Raw genomic sequence first — 17,201 nt, 5'->3', positions numbered from 1 at the left:
TGTGCGAATCGCCTCAGCGGGCCAGTCTCAGGCGCGGGCGATGGCATCCTCGAGCGCGACCCACGCGAGCATGGCGCACTTCACCCGCGCTGAGAACTTCGAAACCCCCGACAGCGCGGTCGCGTCGGCGTAGGTCTCTTCGTCGAGCGGGATCTTGCCGCGCGAGCGCAGCGCCTCGCGGAACCCTTCGATGAGCGCATCGACCTGCTCGCGGGGAAGGCCGGCATCCCCGGCATCCTCTTCGACGAGCGCGGCGAGCATGGATGCCGACGCCTGCGAGATCGAGCAGCCGGTGCCGTCCCACGTCACGTCGATGAGGCGCGCGCCGTCGTCCGAGACATGCACCTGCAGGGTCACGTCGTCGCCGCACATCGGGTTGTGCTGGTGCGAACTCGCGACCCGGCCCGGCTCGTCGGCGATGCCCTTGCCGCGCGGGTGCTTGGAGTGGTCGAGGATGAGCTCCTGGTAGAGCGAATCGAGCCCGTTCATGCGTCTGCTCCGAAGTAGGGACGGATGCCGCGGACGCCATCGAGGAACGCGTCGACGTCGGCATCGGTGTTGTACAGGGCGGTCGAGGCGCGCACCGACGCGGTGATGCCGAACCGCTGGTGCAGCGGCTTCGCGCAGTGGTGGCCGACGCGCACCGCGATGCCGAGCGCATCCAGGTACTGCCCGGCGTCGTGCGCGTGCACACCTTTGACGTCGAACGACCACAGGCCGACGCGCTCCACAACCTCGGCGTCGCCGAGCAGACGGATGCCGGGGATCTCGCGCAGCCCGTCGCGCATGCGCTCGGCAAGCCGGGCCTCGTGCGCGTGCACGGCATCCACACCGGCATCTTGCAGGTAGCGGACCGCCGCGGCCAGGCCGATCGCGGGGCCGACCGGCTGCGTGCCGGCCTCGAACTTCTGCGGCGCGGGCAGGTAACCTGCCTCGTCGAGCGTGACCGTCGTGATCATCGACCCGCCGGTGAGGAACGGCGGCAGCGCGTCGAGCACCTCGGCGCGACCATAGAGCCCGCCGACGCCGTACGGGCCGAGCATCTTGTGGCCGCTGAAGACGGCGAGGTCGACGCCCGATGCCGGCAGGTCCAGCGGCAGGTGCGGCGCCGACTGGCAGGCATCCATCACCGTCAGGGCGCCCGCCTCGCGGGCGAGTGCGACGAGCTCGGCGACCGGGTTGATGATGCCGAGCACGTTCGACACGTGTGTGAAGGCGACGACGCGGGTGCGGGCGCCGATGAGGGATGACGCGGCATCGAGATCGAGCTGCCCGTCGTCGTGCAGCGGGATGTGCCGCAGCGCGGCGCCCGTGCGCGCCGCGAGCTCTTGCCACGGGATGAGGTTCGCGTGGTGCTCGCTCTCGGTCACGACGATCTCGTCGCCCGGCTTGAGGGCGAAGCGGGATGCCGCCTCACCGCCGCGTCCGAGCGTCGCATTGCCGATCGAATACGCGACGAGGTTGAGGCCCGCCGTGGCGCCGCTCGTCCAGGCGAGCTGCTCGGGGGCGGCACCGACGAACCCGGCGACGGCCTCACGGGCGTCCTCGAACAGGTCGGTCGCCTCGGCCGCGAGCGTGTGCGCACCGCGGTGCACGGCCGCATTCTGGTGGGTGAGGAAGTCGTACTCGGCCTGCAACACCTGCCGCGGCTTCTGGCTCGTCGCACCAGAGTCGAGATACACGAGCGGGTGGCCGTTCACCTCGGTCTGCAGGATCGGAAAATCCTCCCGCAACGCGGCGGCATCGAACACCCGCACGGGTGCGGGCGCTGCGGTATCGGTCAGGCCGGGGGAAGTCACCCCTCTAGGCTACGCCGCCCGTGACGGCCAGGGCCCGGTGTGACCCCCGGGGTCAGCGCTCGCCCTGGTAGAACGTGTAGGTCACGCCCGTCACCGCGTCGGCGCTCGCCTTCGCGAACGCGCTGAAGGTGCGCACCCCGTCGTTCCAGAACGTGCCGCGGTCGGTGCCGAACACGAGCTGCGTGTGGCTGCCGTCGGCGGTGTCTTCAGCATCCGGTCCGAGCGCCTGCGCGTCGGCGACACTCATGCCGATCTCGATGCCGAACTCGTCGGCGATCGTGACCTCGCCGACCGTGTTCGCTGTGTAGTCGACATAGGTCGGGGCGGGGATCTCGTCGCGTGGCCGGTTGCCCTCGCCCAGCCGTACGTCATAGAGCCGGAAGCCGTTCCAGTCGTAGATGTCGTAGGCCCAGTTCTCGGCGTCTCCCTCGAGGAAGTCCTCGGTCGGTTCGCTGCCGAACGCCTCACTCAGCGCATCGATCGCAGGCTGCGCCTCGGCCGCCCAATCGTGCTCATACACCTCGGAGCCCGCGGCATCCGTCAGCGTGAAGCCGGTGCCCGACACCTCGATGCGCGCCCCGTCGGTCTCGGCAGGCGGCGTCGAGGCGTCGTCGCTCGGCGCCGTCTCGGTGGTCTCGACGGGCGCCTCGCCGGTCGTCGTCTGCTCGGATGCCGGAGTGCTCGACCCGCCGCGGTTCATCGCGATGATCATGGTGACGATCACGGCGACCGCGAGCACACCCGCGATCACCGCCAGAACGATGGTGGAGCGTTGCGCACGTGCGGGGGCCATGCATCCAGTCTCCCCGATGCGGCTGGGTGCGCCGTGCTAGTCCAGGAACTCGGTCGCCGCGACGACCAACGCATCGACGCCCCGCTCGATCGTGGGGTGCAGCACGGGCGCGAAGAGCGGGGAGTGGTTCGTCGGAATGTCTTGGGCGATGCGACCGGCAGCCTCGGCATCCGCGTACGTCTGCGGGTCGACCCCGCCCCAGAACCAGAACACGAGCGGCACGCCCGACTCGCGCGCGAACCACGAGACGTCTTCACTGCCGGTGAACATGCCCGGGTCGATGACCGTGCCCGCCCCGAACGCGTTGTCGAACGCCGCGGTCAGGCGCGCGGTGGCGTCGTGGTCGTTGATCGTCGGCGGCAGTGTGTGGTCGATCGAGATGACCGGCTCCTCCTCGGCACCGGATGCCGCGGCCTCCGCCCGCACGATCCGCTCGACCCGCGCCATGACGTCGGCGCGCGCATCGTCGTTCGGGTACCGCAGACTCAGCTCGAGCTTCGCCTCGGCGGGGATGATGTTGTTCTTCAGCCCAGCGTGGATCGAGCCGACGGTGACGACCGCCATCTCACGCGGGTCGACCTCGCGCGAGACCACCGTCTGCAGGCGCATGACGGTCGCCGCGGCCATGACGACCGGGTCGATCGTCGCGTGGGGGCGCGAACCGTGCCCGCCGCGACCGAGCAGCCGCACGCTGAGCCCGTCGGATGCCGCCATCTGCGTGCCCGGGCGCACCCCGATGACGCCCGCGGGCAGCGGTGTGAGGTGCTGGCCGAGCACGACGTCGGGCTTCGGGAACCGGTCGAGCACACCGTCGGCGATCATCGCCTGTGAACCCGCGCCGTACTCCTCGGCCGGCTGGAAGACGGCCACGACGGTGCCCGACCACTCCTCACGCGTCGCGAGCAGCTTCTCGAGCGCGCCCAGCAGCGCGGTCACGTGCATGTCGTGGCCGCACGCGTGCATGACGGGCACATCGGTGCCGGCCGGGTCGGTGCCGCGCGCGGTGCTGGCGTAGGCGAGGCCGGTGTCTTCTTCGACGGGCAGGGCATCCATGTCGGCGCGCAGCCACACGACGGGACCGTTGCCGTTGCGGATCGTCGTCGCGACACCGGTCTTGCCGATGCCCTCTTCGAACTCGAGTCCCAGCGCCGCGAGCTCACGCGTGATGACGCCCGCCGTGCGGGTCTCTTGGAACGACAGCTCCGGGTGACGGTGCAGGTCGATGTAGAGGGCTTCGAGGTCGATCGGGTGGCGCTCGGTCATGCGTCAGAGCCTACGCGGGTGCCCCAGTCGAACGCGGGCAGCGGAAATCAGCGGGGCGCGGGGCCCGTGGTGGTGCGCACGATGAGTTCGAACGGCAGCGACGCGTCGTCGGGCAGCGACGCGTCGTCGGGCAGCGAGCCGGTCTCGACAAGCGCGAGGATCGCATCGCCGGCCCGCTCGCCCTGGTCGTGCGGAAACTGCGCGACCGTCGTCAGGCCGAAGAACTCGCTCATCTCGTGGCCGTCGACGCCGACGATCGACAGATCACGCGGCACGTCGAGACCCAGCTCGCGCGCCGCGAACAGGGCGCCGAAGGCGAGCTCGTCGGATGCCGCGAAGATCGCGGTCGGACGCCGCTCGCCCTGCAGCAGCTTGCGCGCCGCGCGGTGGCCCTCGTCGATCGTGAAGTCGGCGGGTTCGAACCCGGCCGGCTCGAGCCCCGCCTCGGCGAGGGTCGCCTCGAACCCGCGGGTACGCAGCGTCGGGATGTCGTGCTCGTCGCCGGCCTCTTTGTCGAGACCGATGTGCGCGATCTCGCGATGCCCGAGCTCGAGCAGGTGCTCGGTCGCCGTGCGTGCGACCGCGACATCGTCGACCCGCAGTGCCGCGAGGCCGGGGCCGGGCGCACCGAGACCGACGACCGGAAGCCCTAGGTCTTGCAGGTGGGCGACATCGTCGGCATCGAGATCGACCGACAATGCAACCAACCCGTCGACGCGACGGCGCCGCAGCGACGACGAGAACAACCGGCGACGCTGCTCGGGGTCGTCGGTCACGTTGTAGAGCGTGATGTCGTACCCGCGCGGCGCAAGATGGTTTGCGATGCCGCTGAGCACCATCGCGAAGAACCACTTGTCGAGCAGCGGCACCAGCACGCCGATGTTCTGCGTGCGACCCGATGCCAGGCTCGACGCGGATGCCGACACGACGTAGCCCATGGCATCCGCCGCGTCGCGCACCCGCTCACGAGTGGCGTCCGAGATGCGGCCCCGGCCGCTGAGGGCGCGGGAGACGGTCGCCGTCGACACATTGGCTCGACGGGCGACCTCCTCCAGGCTCACCATCGCGGTGCTCAGCCGGCGGCCAACCAGACAGTCGTGTCGACGGGCAGCAGACCGCCCTCGAACGCGTCGCTGGCCGCGATCAGGGTACCCGCGGGCAACGCGACCGGTTCGGCGCCGAGATTGGCGATGACCGTGAGATCTCCGTTGCTGAAGGCGAGCACGTCATCAGCGTAGCCGCTCAACCACGTCAACTCGCCTGCACCGAGGTTCAGGTCACGGCGCGCCGCGAGCAGCGTGCGGTACAGCCACAGCGTCGAGTCGGGGTCGTCCTCCTGCGCCGAGCGCGCCAGGGCGTCGAATTCTGCGGGCTGGGGCAGCCACGATTCGCCCGACGTGCTGAACCCGTACGACGGTGCACCCGACTCCCACGGGATCGGCACACGGCAGCCGTCGCGGCCGTAGCGCTCGCCCTCGGTGCGGAACCACGTCGGGTCCTGGCGGGCGTCGTCGGGCAGGTGGATGACCTCGGGCAGGCCGAGCTCCTCACCCTGGTACAGGTACGCCGAACCGGGCAGCGCCAGCATGAGCGCCGTGGCGGCCCGCGCGCGGCGGAGACCGACTTCGGGGATCGGCTGACCGGGCGACGCAGGACCGATGCCGTGACCCTGCGGGTTCTCGGCGGTCAGCGCCAGCCGCGACGCGTGACGAACGACATCGTGGTTCGACAGCACCCACGTCGACGGTGCGCCGACGGCGGGGTAGGCGCGGAGGGACTCCGAAATCACCTCGCGGAGCTCAGCGGCATCCCACTCGGTCGTCAGGTACGAGAAGTTGAACGCCTGGTGCATCTCGTCGGGGCGCACCCACAGCGCGGTCTTGTCGACGGTCGGCAGCCATGCCTCTGCGCACAGGGCGCGGTCGCCCTCGTACTCGGCGAGCACACGGTTCCAGTCGCGGTAGATCTCGTGCACGCCTTCCTGACCCCAGTAGGGCACGTCGTCGGCGTCGCCGCCCATGCTGTCGCCGTCGACAGCGGGCAGGTGGTCGGGCAGGCCGTCGGTCTTGACGAGGCCGTGCGCCACGTCGACGCGGAAGCCGTCGACGCCGCGGTCGAGCCAGAACCGCAGGATGCGGCGGAACTCGTCCTGCACCTCGGCGTTTGCCCAGTCGAAGTCGGGCTGCGACGTGTCGAACAGGTGCAGGTACCACTGGCCCGGTGTGCCGTCGGCCTCGGTCACGCGCGTCCACGCGGGCCCGCCGAAGACCGACTCCCAGTTGTTCGGGGGCAGTTCGCCCTGCTCGCCGTTGCCGTCGCGGAACATGTAGCGGGCCCGCTCGCGGCTGCCCGGTGCTGCCGCAAGGGCCGCCTGGAACCACTCGTGCTGGTCGGAGCTGTGGTTCGGGACGAGGTCGACGATCACCCGGATGCCGCGTCCGTGCGCCTCGCCGAGCATGCGGTCGAAGTCTTCGAGCGTGCCGAACAGCGGGTCGACGTCGCAGTAGTCGGCGACGTCGTAGCCGGCATCCTTCTGCGGCGAACGGTAGAACGGGCTCAGCCACACGGCGTCGACGCCGAGCTCCTGCAGGTGCGGGAGGCGCTCGGTGATGCCGCGCAGGTCGCCGATGCCGTCGCCCGACGCGTCCGCGAACGAGCGCGGGTAGATCTGGTAGATGACGGCGGTACGCCACCATTCCGCACCGGGGCGGCTCTCACCGATGGGAGCCAGGGTGGACAGGGTCGAAGTGTTCATGGATACATGGTAGGGCAAGCGCTTGCGCATTCTTACCTCCAATTTCTCGGTCTCGGATCATCCTCGCAGGTGCGACGCGCGTACCCTGGATCGGTGATTTCACAGGCCCTCGACCGCGCCGAGTCGCTGATCGCGACGATTCCCGACTTTCCCGAACCCGGCATCCTCTTCCGCGACATCTCGCCCCTGTTGGCGGATGCCGATGCCCTGCGCACCGTCGCCGACGCGCTCGTCGAGCCGTTCGCCGGCACCTTCGACGTCGTCGCCGGTGTCGAAGCGCGAGGCTTTCTGCTCGCCGGAGCCACCGCGATCGCCGCGGGCGTGGGCATGGTGCCGATCCGCAAGGCGGGAAAGCTGCCGCGACCGGCGGCATCGGTGTCGTACGCCCTCGAGTACGGCGAAGCGGCGATCGAGATGGCGGCAGACCTGCCGCCCGGCAGCCGCGTGCTGCTGCTCGACGACGTGCTCGCCACCGGTGGCACCCTGCGCGCCGCGAAGGAGCTGCTCACGACGCTCGGCTACGAGGTCGCCGGCACCGCAGTGCTGATGGAGCTCGAGCACCTCGGCGGACGCGCCGTGTGCGGCGACGTGCACGCCCTGTTCAAGGTCTGAGTCGCTCCCGGCCCGACCTCAAGCCGGATGGGATGATTTTCTGAGCCCGATCAGCATCCCCCCGAGCATGATCCGCCCCGAACACGATCGGCCGTGCGCCCGATCAAGAGAGGCCCCCGTGGGAACCACCACCTTCGAGCCGACCGTGCGCATCACGTCGGCCACCGCCGCCGAACTGCACGTCTCCGGTGACATCGACCAGCTCTACGCGTCGAGCGCCGAGGGCCTGCGCGACCGCATCGTCGAAGCGATCCGTCAGCTTGCGGCATCCGCCGGCGAACCCGTCACCGCGACCGTCTTCGACGACGACGTCAGCTGGCCCATCATCGTGCACCCCGACGGCACCTATCTCGAAGCGGCGTCGCTCGACGACGCGCCGGCGCCCGCCGCTGCCGCTGTCGCCCCGATCTCTGCCGTGCCGCTGCACCCCACGACCCCCGCGCCGGTGTCGGCCGCCACACCAGCACCGGCCCCCACGCCGGCGGAGGCGCCGGCCGCCGCGGCATCCGCCCCGCTGCGGTCGACCGCGACCCGCCGCGACGCCACCCGCGCAACCCCGACCGTCGACGACTTGCTCGGGTCGCGCGCCGAGCGCGCCCGTGCCCGTGCGAACGAGGGCTGGCAGGGCGCCGTGCGCCGCATGACCGGCGGCGCCATCTCGCCGCGCCCGGGCAAGGCCGAACGCTCCCGCATCGAGCGCGAGCGCAAGGTCCAGCGACGCCTCGACGCACCGCGCACGATCGTCGTGCTGAACCCGAAGGGCGGCGCGCACAAGACGACCTCGACGCTGCTGCTGGCCGCCACCTTCGGCACCCAGCGCGGCGGCGCGACTCTCGCGTGGGACAACAACGAGACGCGCGGCACGCTCGGCTGGCGCGCCCAGCACTCGCCCCACAACCGCACCGCTGTCGACCTGCTCGAAGAACTCGACCGGTTCACCGAGCCGACCGGCGCGAGCCTCGCGGCCCTCGACACCTACGTGCGCACGCAGGTCGACGCACGCTTCGACGTGCTGGCATCCGACGAAGACGCCGCCGCCTCGTCGACGATCGACGCCCCCGCATTCGACCGTCTGCACGACGTGCTCTCGCGCTACTACCGGATCATGGTCGTCGACACCGGCAACAACATGCGCGCCTCGAACTGGGTCGCCGCGGTCGCTGCCGCCGACCAGCTCGTGATCGTCTCGACCGTGCGCGAAGACACCGCGGCATCCGCTGCGTGGCTGCTCGACGGGCTGCGCGAGAAGGGCTTCGATCACAAGATCGACAGTGCCGTCACGATCCTCGCCGCCCCCTCGCAGCGACCCGACAAGCGCCTCGCCGAACGCCTGCAGCGCCACTTCGAACAGGTGACCTCGGCCGTCGTGCACGTGCCCTTCGACGCCGCGCTCGTCGACGGCGGTCCGATCGACTTCGAAGCGCTCTCGCCCGAGACCCGCGACGCCTGGCTCACGGTCGCCGCCACGATCTCCGACCGCCTCTGACGCGGGTCAGGTGCGGATGACGATGTTCTCGGGCTCCTTGCCCGCGAGCATGCGGTCGATCTGACGGCGGACCAGACGGGCGATGCGCGGCTGCATCGCCGTCGACGCGCCGCCGACGTGCGGCGCGATCAGCACACTGTCGAGCCCCCACAGGGGATGGTCGGCGGGCAGCGGCTCGGGGTCGGTCACGTCGAGCGCCGCCCGGATGCGGCCGCGCTCGACGTGCGCGACGAGCGCGTCGGTGTCGACCAGCGGGCCGCGCCCGACGTTGACGACGAGCGCCCCGTCGGGCAGCGCCGACAGGACGGCGTCGTCGACGATGTGTCGCGTCGCCTCGCCACCGGGCAGCGATGCGATCAAGATGTCGACCTCGCCCAACAGGTTCGGCAGCTCGTCGACGGCATGCACCTCGACGCCGTCCTCGACGCGAGCCCGCGACGCGACCGCGACGAGGTCGACCTCGAACGGTGCCAAGCGTGCCGCGATGGCTTTGCCGACGCCGCCGTAGCCGAGCAGCAGCACCCGCCGGTCGGCGAGGCTCTCGGCGAACACGGGCGCCCAGCGACCCTCGTCCTGTGCACGCACGAACGACGGCAGCTGGCGCTGCGCCGCCAGCGTCAGGGCCACGGCGAGCTCTGCCGTCGACGTTTCGTGCACCGTCGCGGCGTTGGCGAACACGGTGCCCGGCGGCAGCGTCCGCTCGACACCCTCGTACCCGATCGACTGCCCCTGCACGAGACGCGTCGACACGTTCGCGAGGTGCGGCAGCCCGCGCCCGGCCGACATATACGGCGGCACGACGATGTCGAGGTGCGGATGCGGTGACGCGTCGTCCATCGTCCACACGACCGCCTCGACGCCGGGCGGCAGCGGCTGCAGATCGGCGGCGAGACGTTCGGTCGGGACGGCAACGACGAGATCGGTCACCCGATTCACGCTACCCGCGCGGCGAGGTTCATGGCGCGGCCGATGACGCGGCGATACGCTCCGGGCAGCGGTCCGCATCGGACGCCGCACCCCGGATGCGTGGAGGAAGCGATGATGATCCCCGAGATCAATTATTGGGCCGTGACGCTCGCGATGCTTTCGAGCATGGTGGTCGGATCGATCTGGTACACCCCGAAGGTGTTCGGCACGAAGTGGGCCGAGCTCGCGAAGGTCGACATGGACCGCCCCGGCGCATCGGCATGGCTGCCGATCCTCGTGACGGTGCTCGTCAGCTTCGTGACCGCGTGGGTGCTCGCCGGCGCCACGACGCTGGCATGGCACTTCTACGAGGGCAGCTACCTCGTCGCGTCGCTGCTGACCGCGATCATCCTGTGGGCGGGCCTTACGGCTGCGCGTTTCATCACGCACGACGCGTTCGAGGGCCGCCCCACCAACTTGACGGTCATGAACATCGCCCACGAACTGGTGACGGTCGTGGTCATGGCCGTCATCATCGGCGTCTGGCCGCCCGCCGGCACTGTCTGAGCGGGCGACTGACCCCGCGCCGTCGGGTTCGCGGGACTCAGAGCAGCGCCGCGCCGAGTTCGACCGGGCTGCCGTCGATGTTGCCGACGATGCCGCGGATGATGCCGACGCCGTCGGCGCCGCGCAGACTCTCGTACCAGGCATCCGTCGCGTCGGGGTCGTAGGCGTGCGTCTCGTGCCCGCGCTTGCGTGCACGCAGCACGAGCTCGCCGGCCCGCTGCGACCGGATGCGCTCGTAGCGGCGCAGGGTGTCTTCGACACTCACGGTGTTGGTCGCGAACGCGATGCCCAGCGCGAAACTGTCCTCCAGGGCCGAACACGCGCCTTGGCCGATGTCGGGTGCGGTGTTGTGTGCGGCATCCCCAAGGATCGCGACCCGGCCCTTCGCCCAGGTATGGAAGGGGGTGATGTCCCAGATCTCGACGCGGTTGAGCGACCGTGCCGGATCGATGCGCTCGAGCAGCCGCTGCACACCCGGCGCCCAGCCGTCGAACGCCGTGCGCAGGGGGCCGGTGCCCTCGGACGGGTGGTAGGGCACCCCGGCGGGCTGCGGCACGTCGAACCAGAAGTAGAACCGGTCGCCGGCCACGGGCATGACCGCGGCACGCTTGCCGTCGGCCACGTACGTGGTCCACTGGTCCGGCGGACCGATCTCGTCATCCGTCTCGATGAGGCCGTTGAAGTTCGTGTACCCCGAGTACTCGCGCTCGATCGGCACGGCGTCATCCGGCTGCACATGCGCGCGGGTGATCGAGCGGGCGCCATCGGCGCCGATGAGCAGATCGCCGGTGTCGGTGCTGCCGTCCTCGAAGGTGACGGTCACCGCATCGCCGGCGTCCTCGATGCCGACCATCCGCATCCCGAGTCGGATGTGGTCCATCCCCACGCGCTCCATGAGCAGGGACTGCAGGTCGGCCCGAGCGACCGGGTAGGGGCGCTGGCCGGTCTGCGTCGTCACCGGCTCCAACGAGAACCGGCACAGTTCTTCGCCGCTGTACCCGTCGACATACGCCATGTGATCCATGGCGCCGCCGAGGGCCGCGACCTCGTCGGCCAGCCCCAGCCAATTGAGCACCTTGACGCCGTTGGACCACAGCGACAGCGCCGCGCCGACCGGTTTGTTCTCGCGCATCCGGTCGTAGATGACGACCTCGTGGCCGAGCCGTCGCAACGCAATGGCCGCACTGGTTCCGCCGATTCCCGCGCCGACGATGATGACCTTCACATCCGCAGGCTACGGATGCTGTGTCACCGTCAGGTTTCGTCGCGCTACCGGGGCGTTACGCCGTCACGACCCGCGATACGTCGAGTACGCGAACGGGCTCAGCAGCAGCGGCACATGGTAGTGCGGGCGGTCGGCGACGGTGAACGCGACCGTCACCGACGGGTAGAACGCCTCGACGCCTTGCGCCACGAAGTACGGCCCGGTGGCGAACGTCAGCGTGTAGTCGCCCGGCTCCAGGGCATCCGGACCGAGCGCGAGCCGGCCGTCGGCGTCGGTCTGTCCCGACGCAAGGGCGGCGCCGTCGGGGCCCACCAAAGTCACCGCGACACCCGTCGCGGGCACACCCGCGGTCGCGTCGAGGATGTGGGTCGTCAGGTGGCTCATGTCAGTCCTCCAGGCTCGAGCGCAGGCGCAGCAGCGCGATCTGGCGCAGCTGATCGCGCGCTTCGGCGGCTTCGGTGGCGTCGTCGTTGCCGAGCCGGCGGCGCACTTCGGCCAGCATCTCGTCGGCGCTGCGGCCCGCGGCGCGGATGAGGAACACGCGCCCGAACCGGGCTTCGTAGTCGGCGTTGGCCTGCGCCATGGCATCCGTCGTCGAAGCGGATGCCGTCGCCATCGCCGCCTGCTCGCGGGTGCTCGCGGCAGCTTCCGCCCCCGACCCCGCGGGCTTCTGCCCGATGCGCGGGTGGTGGGCGAGCGCGGCATCCAGATCGGCGTCGGTCCAGCCCCGGGCGAGCTCGTCGGCGCGCGCGGTGACCTCGCCGACCGAGGCGTACGGACGCGCCGCGACGACCGCGTCGACCCACGCGGGAACCGCCGCCCACACCGCGACCGTCGCCGCGGCCGTCTCGCGGTCAGCCGCGTTGAACTCCGAGAGCTGCATGCACCGACCGTATCGCCGCGGCGTTTCGTCCCCGTAACGTGCGCTCAGCGGCCCGGGTGGACGATCAGCCACTGCGCGACGACATCCTCGGTTCCGGTGTTGTGCAGCAGGTGCGGAACGGAGCACGGGTAGCTGATCGCGTCGCCGGCGCGCAGCGTCACCCGTTCGTCGTCGAAGTCGATCGTCAGCTCGCCCGCGAGCACCGTGCCGATCTCGTAGCCGTCGTGGCGGAACAGTCCGTCTTCGGGATGTGCGGTCGCTCCCGGCGGGTACGTCGTGATGAAGTAGTCGACGCCGGGAGAGGGCACGGGCGAGATGCGCCGGAACGTCACGCCCCCCTCGAGCGGGATCTGCACGGCATGCCCCGCGCGCTGCAGCGCGAACCCGTGGTGCGCGTCATCGTCGGCGGCACGGTCGTCACCGATTCCGAACACGTCGGCGAGCGGCACATCCAGTGCGTCGGTGATCGCGATCAGACGCGCGATGCTCGGCTGCAGCACGCCGCGCTCGATCTGCGAGACGGCGCTCGGCGAGATCTCCAGCCTGGTGGCCAGCGCGCGGGCCGAGATGCCGCGCGCCTTGCGCAGTTCGCGCAGGCGCGCTCCGACCGGCGCGGTGGTCGCTTCGGGAGCGGCGGCGGGGTCGGCCATGGCTCCGATCCTAGACGGCGCATCGGGGCGGACGTCCCGGTCACGCCTCGACCGCACAGTGTGAAGTCGGAACTTCACAACGCTGTTACATCCGCGAAACCGATCGCGATGTGTGAAGGGATAGCTTCACATTCAGTTCCACCCGCCGCGGACTCCTCGTCGTGGTCACCCCATCCATGCACCACTCGCGAACCACCGGCCAGCGGAAGGCTCACTCATGTCGCAGCAACAGATCAACCCACCCACCACCCCACAGGACATCGTCGAAGCCGCGGGGCACCCCGTCGGCTCGGGCAACGTCAAGCCGGGCTACGACCCGCGTCTCGCGAACGAGGATCTCGCTCCCCTGCGCAAGCAGAAGTGGAGCTGGTACAACATCTTCGCGTTCTGGATGTCCGACGTGCACTCGGTCGGCGGCTATGTCACCGCGGGCTCGCTGTTCGCCCTCGGCATCGCGGCCTGGCAGGTGCTCGTCGCCCTCGTCGTCGGCATCGTCATCGTCCAGGTCTTCGCGAACCTCGTCGCCAAGCCCAGCCAGAAGACGGGTGTGCCGTACCCGGTCGTGAACCGTGCGATCTTCGGCATCAAGGGTGCGAACATCCCCGCCATCATCCGCGGCGTCATCGCGATCGCCTGGTATGGCGTGCAGACCTTCCTCGCGGCTGAGTCGCTCAACATCATCTTCCTCAAGTTCATCCCGGGCTCCGAAGCGCTGCTCGACGTCGGCTTCCTGGGACTGTCGGCGCTCGGCTGGATCTCCTACGCGATCCTGTGGGTCGCGCAGGTGGCCCTGTTCTGGAACGGCATGGAGGTCATCCGCCGCTTCATCGACTGGGCGGGCCCCGCCGTCTATGCCGTCATGATCGTGCTCGCGGTGTACCTCGTCTCGCAGGCGGGTTGGGAGAGCATCGACCTGAACCTGTCGGATCCGGATGCCGCGCCCCAGGACTTCTGGGGAACGATCGGCCTCATGGTGATGGCCGTCGGCATCGTCGTCGCGTACTTCTCGGGTCCGATGCTCAACTTCGGCGACTTCGCCCGCTACGGCCGCTCGTTCCGCGATGTCAAGCGCGGCAACTTCTGGGGTCTGCCGGTGAACTTCCTGTTCTTCTCGATCCTGACGGTCCTCACGGCGGCGGCGACGCTCCCCGTCTTCGGCGAGCTACTGGTCGACCCGATCCACACGGTGCAGGCCATCGACACGCCGTTCGCTATCCTGCTGGGCGGGCTCACGTTCGTCACGGCGACCGTCGGCATCAACATCGTCGCCAACTTCATCTCGCCCGCGTTCGACTTCTCCAACGTCGCGCCGCACCGCATCTCGTGGCGCATGGGCGGCATGATCGCCGCCGTCGGATCGGTCTTCCTGCTTCCGTGGAACTGGTACGCCGACGCGACCGCGATCCACTACTCGCTGGGTGTGCTCGCCGCGCTCATCGGCCCGCTGTTCGGCCTGCTGATCGCCGGCTACTATGTCGCGGCGCGCCAGCGCATCAAGGTCGACGACATGTTCACGATGTCCGAGCAGGGCGCCTACTGGTACCGCAAGGGATACAACCCGAACGCGATCAAGACGCTGCTGGCCGCGGGCATCCCGACGATCCTCCTCGCGATCCTGCCGAAGACGTTCGCCGACCTGGGGCTGTTCGACATCTCGTGGATCGGCAACTTCACTTGGTTCATCGGATGCGCTCTCGGCTACGGCCTGTTCATCCTGTTCGAGCGTATCGACCCGCAGGTCCCGACGTTCGACGGCGAGGACGAGGGCATCTCGGACGGCACGATCGACGGCGCCGCCGCGACCGCGGACTCCGAGCCGCCGGCCATCTCAGCGGAGGTCCCCGTGGTCGTGGAGCACGGCGCGTGAGGATCACCCTCATCAACCCCAACACCTCCCGGGCGATGACGGCGAAGATCGCCGCCGCCGCCCGGGAGGCGGCGGGGCCCGGCGTCGTGATCGACGCGGTGTGCCCCGAAACGGGCGCCGCCGCGATCGAGTCGCACGTCGACGAGGTCCTCGCCGCCGCGGCGGTGGTCGACCTCGTCCGGCAGGACCAACAGGCGGGGGGCAGTGATGCATACGTCATCGCCTGCTTCGGGGATCCGGGGCTGGATGCCGCGCGGGAGCTGGTCGACGTTCCCGTCATCGGCATCGCGGAGGCCGCGATGCACGCCGCGACCCTCGCGGGACGCAGCTTCGCCGTCGTCACGACCCTGAGCCGCACGCTCGGCCGCGCACGCGACCTCGTGGCCCGCTACGGCATGGGCGACGCGGCCGTCTGGCTGACGGCCGCCGAGATCCCCGTGCTCGAGCTCGAGGACTCCGGGTCGGAGGCCACGGCATCCATCACCCGTCTCTGCCACGAAGCGGTGCGCCGCGAGGCCGACGTCATCGTGCTCGGCTGCGCCGGGATGGCGGATCTGTGTCGCATGCTCACCGCGACAGCGGGTGTCCCCGTCGTCGACGGTGTCGCGTCGGCTGTGGGCCTCGCGACCGCGATGGTGCGGATGGGGCTGAAGACGAGCAAGCGCAGCGAGTACGCGAGCCCACCCCGCCTCGTCGCCGTGTGAGGCGCTGCCCGCGGCCGGTGTCAGGCGTGATCGCCTGCGCCGTGCACCAGGTCGGAGATCTCGCGCTTGTACGCGTTGAACGCGGGGGTCGTGACATCGCGCGGCTCGGGCAGGTCGATCGGCACGATGCGCGCGATGTGCCCGGGCACGCCGTGCGAGGCCCCACCCGTCATCACCACGACGCGGTCGGCGAGGAACACGGCCTCTTCGATCGAGTGCGTGACGAAGACGACGGTCGTGCGGGTCTCGAGGTGGATGCGCTTGAGCTCGGCCTGCAGGTCCGACCGCGTCAGCGCATCCAGCGCGCCGAACGGCTCATCCATCAGCAGCACGCTCGGCTCGTTCGCGAGGACGCGAGCGATCGCGACCCGCTGCTGCATGCCGCCGGACAGCTCGCCCGGGTACCGGTCGGCGAAGCGGCTGAGCCCGACGGTCTCGGTGAACCGGTCCGCGAGCTCGCGCACACGTGCTCGCGGCACACGTCGCCGCTTCGGGCCGTAGGCGATGTTCTCGCGCACCGTGAGCCAGGGGAACAGTCCATAGTCCTGGAAGACAACCCCGCGGTCCGGGCCGGGGGCGGTCACGGGCCGCCCCCCGACGGTGACGCTGCCGCTCGTGGCGGGCTCGAATCCGGCGAGGATGCGCAGCACGGTGCTCTTGCCGCAGCCGGATGCGCCGACGACGGCGATGAACTCGCCCGCAGCGATGTTGATGTCGACGTCGGCGACAGCCTGCACGCCCGCCCACTCCGGGCCGTAGCGCTTGCCGAGATCCTGCAGGACGACGTCGGCGGTGGTCAGATCGGTCATGTGCTGTGCTCCCGTCACTTCACCAGGGGGCGCCCGCGTGTGAGCAGGCGGAAGGCTCCGACGAGGATGCGGTCGGAGAGGAAGCCGGCGAGGCCGATCACGATCATGCCGACGACGATCATGTCGGTGCGCACGACGTCGCGGGCGAGGATGATCGCAGAGCCGAGGCCGACGTTGACGCCGACGCTCTCGCCGAGCACGAGCACGACCCAGGCGAGCCCGAGCCCGACGCGCATTCCGTTGATGACGGCTGCCGCCGAGGCGGGCACGACGATCTGGCCGAGGATCTCCCAGCGCCTGGCGCCGAGCATCTGCCCGGCCTCGATGAGCCGACCCGGGACCTCCTTGGAGCCACTGATCGCGCCGAGCACGATCGGGAAGAACGAGGACAGGGCGATCAGGAAGATCGTCGCCTGGTCGCCCCAGCCGATGAGGAGGCCGACGAGGGGCACCCACGCCGTCGCCGGAATCGGCCGGAACAGGTTGATGAACGGATCGAACATCGCGTCCATCTTGTAGTAGCGGCCCATCAGGATGCCGAGGGGGATGGCCAGCACCGACGCGATCAGGAAGCCGATGAGCACGCGCAGCGAGGACGCCCCGAGGTTTACCCACAGGTCGCCGGAGAAGGCGTCGTCGTGGATGCCCCCGAACGCGTAGTCCCACAGCGACGCGACGACGTCGCCGGGGGCGGGCAGATACCCCATCCGGATGCCGATGAGGGGAATCTCCCACGCTTGGTCGCGCCCGACCTGCCACAAGACGAGGAACAGGAACGGGATCGGGATCCCGAGGAGGATCCGCGTGAGGAGCGCGCGCTGATTGGGTCGCTGCGCGGGAGGGCGTCGGCGCACGGGTCGCGCCGTCGTCTGCGTGGCCATG

Annotated in this window: 18 protein-coding genes; 5 read left to right on the top strand and 13 right to left on the bottom strand. The window is 70.1% G+C overall.

Translation table 11 applies throughout. From position 1 onward, the window contains the following. Positions 1-27: 27 nt before the first annotated feature. From sufU to ACSF8R_RS08815, 6 genes are read right to left on the bottom strand one after another with little or no spacing between them, the layout of a single operon-like run. The gene (gene sufU, locus ACSF8R_RS08840; RefSeq protein WP_434811499.1) at positions 28-489 is read right to left on the bottom strand and encodes a Fe-S cluster assembly sulfur transfer protein SufU; all 462 of its coding nucleotides are present in this window, start codon (positions 487-489) and stop codon (positions 28-30) included. Next, positions 486-1,799 carry an aminotransferase class V-fold PLP-dependent enzyme gene (locus ACSF8R_RS08835; RefSeq protein WP_434811498.1) on the bottom strand — a complete coding sequence of 438 codons (1,314 nt, stop codon included), beginning with the start codon at positions 1,797-1,799 and terminating at the stop codon, positions 486-488. Before ACSF8R_RS08835 ends, sufU begins: the two co-directional genes overlap by 4 nt. A gap of 52 nt (positions 1,800-1,851) precedes the next feature. Continuing rightward, positions 1,852-2,592 (bottom strand): hypothetical protein, encoded by a 741-nt coding sequence (locus ACSF8R_RS08830; RefSeq protein ID WP_434811497.1) that lies wholly within the window; start codon positions 2,590-2,592, stop codon positions 1,852-1,854. Positions 2,593-2,628: 36 nt separating this feature from the next. Further along, entirely contained in the window at positions 2,629-3,855 is a 1,227-nt protein-coding gene (locus ACSF8R_RS08825; protein ID WP_434811496.1) for an amidohydrolase, read from the bottom strand. Between the two features lie 47 nt (positions 3,856-3,902). Next, the gene (locus tag ACSF8R_RS08820) at positions 3,903-4,919 is read right to left on the bottom strand and encodes a LacI family DNA-binding transcriptional regulator (RefSeq protein ID WP_434811495.1); all 1,017 of its coding nucleotides are present in this window, start codon (positions 4,917-4,919) and stop codon (positions 3,903-3,905) included. A gap of 8 nt (positions 4,920-4,927) precedes the next feature. Beyond that, complete coding sequence (locus tag ACSF8R_RS08815; RefSeq protein WP_434811494.1) at positions 4,928-6,610, bottom strand: glycoside hydrolase family 13 protein; 1,683 nt, start codon at positions 6,608-6,610, stop codon at positions 4,928-4,930. Positions 6,611-6,703: 93 nt separating this feature from the next. Between ACSF8R_RS08815 and ACSF8R_RS08810 the strand changes: the two genes are divergently transcribed. Beyond that, on the top strand, positions 6,704-7,222 hold the full coding sequence (locus ACSF8R_RS08810) for an adenine phosphoribosyltransferase (protein WP_434811493.1): 519 nt from the start codon (positions 6,704-6,706) through the stop codon (positions 7,220-7,222). A 118-nt stretch (positions 7,223-7,340) separates the two neighbouring features. Further along, positions 7,341-8,708 carry a MinD/ParA family ATP-binding protein gene (locus tag ACSF8R_RS08805; RefSeq protein ID WP_434811492.1) on the top strand — a complete coding sequence of 456 codons (1,368 nt, stop codon included), beginning with the start codon at positions 7,341-7,343 and terminating at the stop codon, positions 8,706-8,708. Between the two features lie 6 nt (positions 8,709-8,714). Here the strand turns inward: ACSF8R_RS08805 and ACSF8R_RS08800 are convergent, their stop codons facing one another. Then, positions 8,715-9,635, bottom strand: a complete 921-nt coding sequence (locus ACSF8R_RS08800; RefSeq protein WP_434811491.1) for a 2-hydroxyacid dehydrogenase — start codon at positions 9,633-9,635, stop codon at positions 8,715-8,717. Positions 9,636-9,749: 114 nt separating this feature from the next. Here ACSF8R_RS08800 and ACSF8R_RS08795 point away from each other — a divergent pair, with 114 nt between their 5' ends. After that, a complete protein-coding gene (locus tag ACSF8R_RS08795) occupies positions 9,750-10,181 on the top strand; it encodes a DUF1761 domain-containing protein (RefSeq protein WP_434811533.1) in 432 nt (143 codons plus the stop codon). Between the two features lie 37 nt (positions 10,182-10,218). Here ACSF8R_RS08795 and hpxO read toward each other — a convergent pair whose 3' ends face one another. From hpxO to ACSF8R_RS08775, 4 genes are all read right to left on the bottom strand, one after another. After that, positions 10,219-11,406 (bottom strand): FAD-dependent urate hydroxylase HpxO, encoded by a 1,188-nt coding sequence (gene hpxO, locus ACSF8R_RS08790; protein WP_434811490.1) that lies wholly within the window; start codon positions 11,404-11,406, stop codon positions 10,219-10,221. Positions 11,407-11,469: 63 nt separating this feature from the next. After that, entirely contained in the window at positions 11,470-11,790 is a 321-nt protein-coding gene (uraH, locus tag ACSF8R_RS08785; protein ID WP_434811489.1) for a hydroxyisourate hydrolase, read from the bottom strand. A 1-nt stretch (position 11,791) separates the two neighbouring features. Then, positions 11,792-12,289, bottom strand: coding sequence for a 2-oxo-4-hydroxy-4-carboxy-5-ureidoimidazoline decarboxylase (gene uraD, locus ACSF8R_RS08780; protein WP_434811488.1), 498 nt, complete (start codon positions 12,287-12,289; stop codon positions 11,792-11,794). Positions 12,290-12,333: 44 nt separating this feature from the next. Beyond that, a complete protein-coding gene (locus tag ACSF8R_RS08775; RefSeq protein WP_434811487.1) occupies positions 12,334-12,939 on the bottom strand; it encodes a helix-turn-helix domain-containing protein in 606 nt (201 codons plus the stop codon). A gap of 217 nt (positions 12,940-13,156) precedes the next feature. On the opposite strand from ACSF8R_RS08775, the gene ACSF8R_RS08770 reads away from it, so the two are divergent. Both ACSF8R_RS08770 and ACSF8R_RS08765 read left to right on the top strand, forming a co-directional pair. Beyond that, entirely contained in the window at positions 13,157-14,806 is a 1,650-nt protein-coding gene (locus ACSF8R_RS08770; protein ID WP_434811486.1) for an NCS1 family nucleobase:cation symporter-1, read from the top strand. Further along, positions 14,803-15,510 (top strand): aspartate/glutamate racemase family protein, encoded by a 708-nt coding sequence (locus ACSF8R_RS08765; RefSeq protein ID WP_434811485.1) that lies wholly within the window; start codon positions 14,803-14,805, stop codon positions 15,508-15,510. The genes ACSF8R_RS08770 and ACSF8R_RS08765 overlap by 4 nt, the downstream gene beginning before the upstream one ends. A gap of 20 nt (positions 15,511-15,530) precedes the next feature. Here ACSF8R_RS08765 and ACSF8R_RS08760 read toward each other — a convergent pair whose 3' ends face one another. Continuing rightward, a complete protein-coding gene (locus ACSF8R_RS08760; RefSeq protein ID WP_434811484.1) occupies positions 15,531-16,319 on the bottom strand; it encodes an ABC transporter ATP-binding protein in 789 nt (262 codons plus the stop codon). A 14-nt stretch (positions 16,320-16,333) separates the two neighbouring features. After that, positions 16,334-17,200 carry an ABC transporter permease gene (locus ACSF8R_RS08755; RefSeq protein WP_084201860.1) on the bottom strand — a complete coding sequence of 289 codons (867 nt, stop codon included), beginning with the start codon at positions 17,198-17,200 and terminating at the stop codon, positions 16,334-16,336. Position 17,201 lies beyond the last annotated feature (1 nt).

The organism is Microbacterium sp. bgisy189 (assembly GCF_965345345.1).
In the GTDB taxonomy this organism is placed as follows: Bacteria; Actinomycetota; Actinomycetes; order Actinomycetales; family Microbacteriaceae; genus Microbacterium.
This window is presented reverse-complemented; position numbering and strand designations above follow the sequence as displayed.

Coding starts and splice junctions, on each gene's coding strand:
- sufU (WP_434811499.1), bottom strand. CDS start 489: ATGAACGGGCTCGATTCGCTCTACCAGGAGCTCATCCTCGACCACTCC.
- ACSF8R_RS08830 (WP_434811497.1), bottom strand. CDS start 2,592: ATGGCCCCCGCACGTGCGCAACGCTCCACCATCGTTCTGGCGGTGATC.
- ACSF8R_RS08825 (WP_434811496.1), bottom strand. CDS start 3,855: ATGACCGAGCGCCACCCGATCGACCTCGAAGCCCTCTACATCGACCTG.
- ACSF8R_RS08820 (WP_434811495.1), bottom strand. CDS start 4,919: ATGGTGAGCCTGGAGGAGGTCGCCCGTCGAGCCAATGTGTCGACGGCG.
- ACSF8R_RS08815 (WP_434811494.1), bottom strand. CDS start 6,610: ATGAACACTTCGACCCTGTCCACCCTGGCTCCCATCGGTGAGAGCCGC.
- ACSF8R_RS08795 (WP_434811533.1), top strand. CDS start 9,750: ATGATCCCCGAGATCAATTATTGGGCCGTGACGCTCGCGATGCTTTCG.
- uraH (WP_434811489.1), bottom strand. CDS start 11,790: ATGAGCCACCTGACGACCCACATCCTCGACGCGACCGCGGGTGTGCCC.
- uraD (WP_434811488.1), bottom strand. CDS start 12,289: ATGCAGCTCTCGGAGTTCAACGCGGCTGACCGCGAGACGGCCGCGGCG.
- ACSF8R_RS08775 (WP_434811487.1), bottom strand. CDS start 12,939: ATGGCCGACCCCGCCGCCGCTCCCGAAGCGACCACCGCGCCGGTCGGA.
- ACSF8R_RS08770 (WP_434811486.1), top strand. CDS start 13,157: ATGTCGCAGCAACAGATCAACCCACCCACCACCCCACAGGACATCGTC.
- ACSF8R_RS08760 (WP_434811484.1), bottom strand. CDS start 16,319: ATGACCGATCTGACCACCGCCGACGTCGTCCTGCAGGATCTCGGCAAG.
- ACSF8R_RS08755 (WP_084201860.1), bottom strand. CDS start 17,200: ATGGCCACGCAGACGACGGCGCGACCCGTGCGCCGACGCCCTCCCGCG.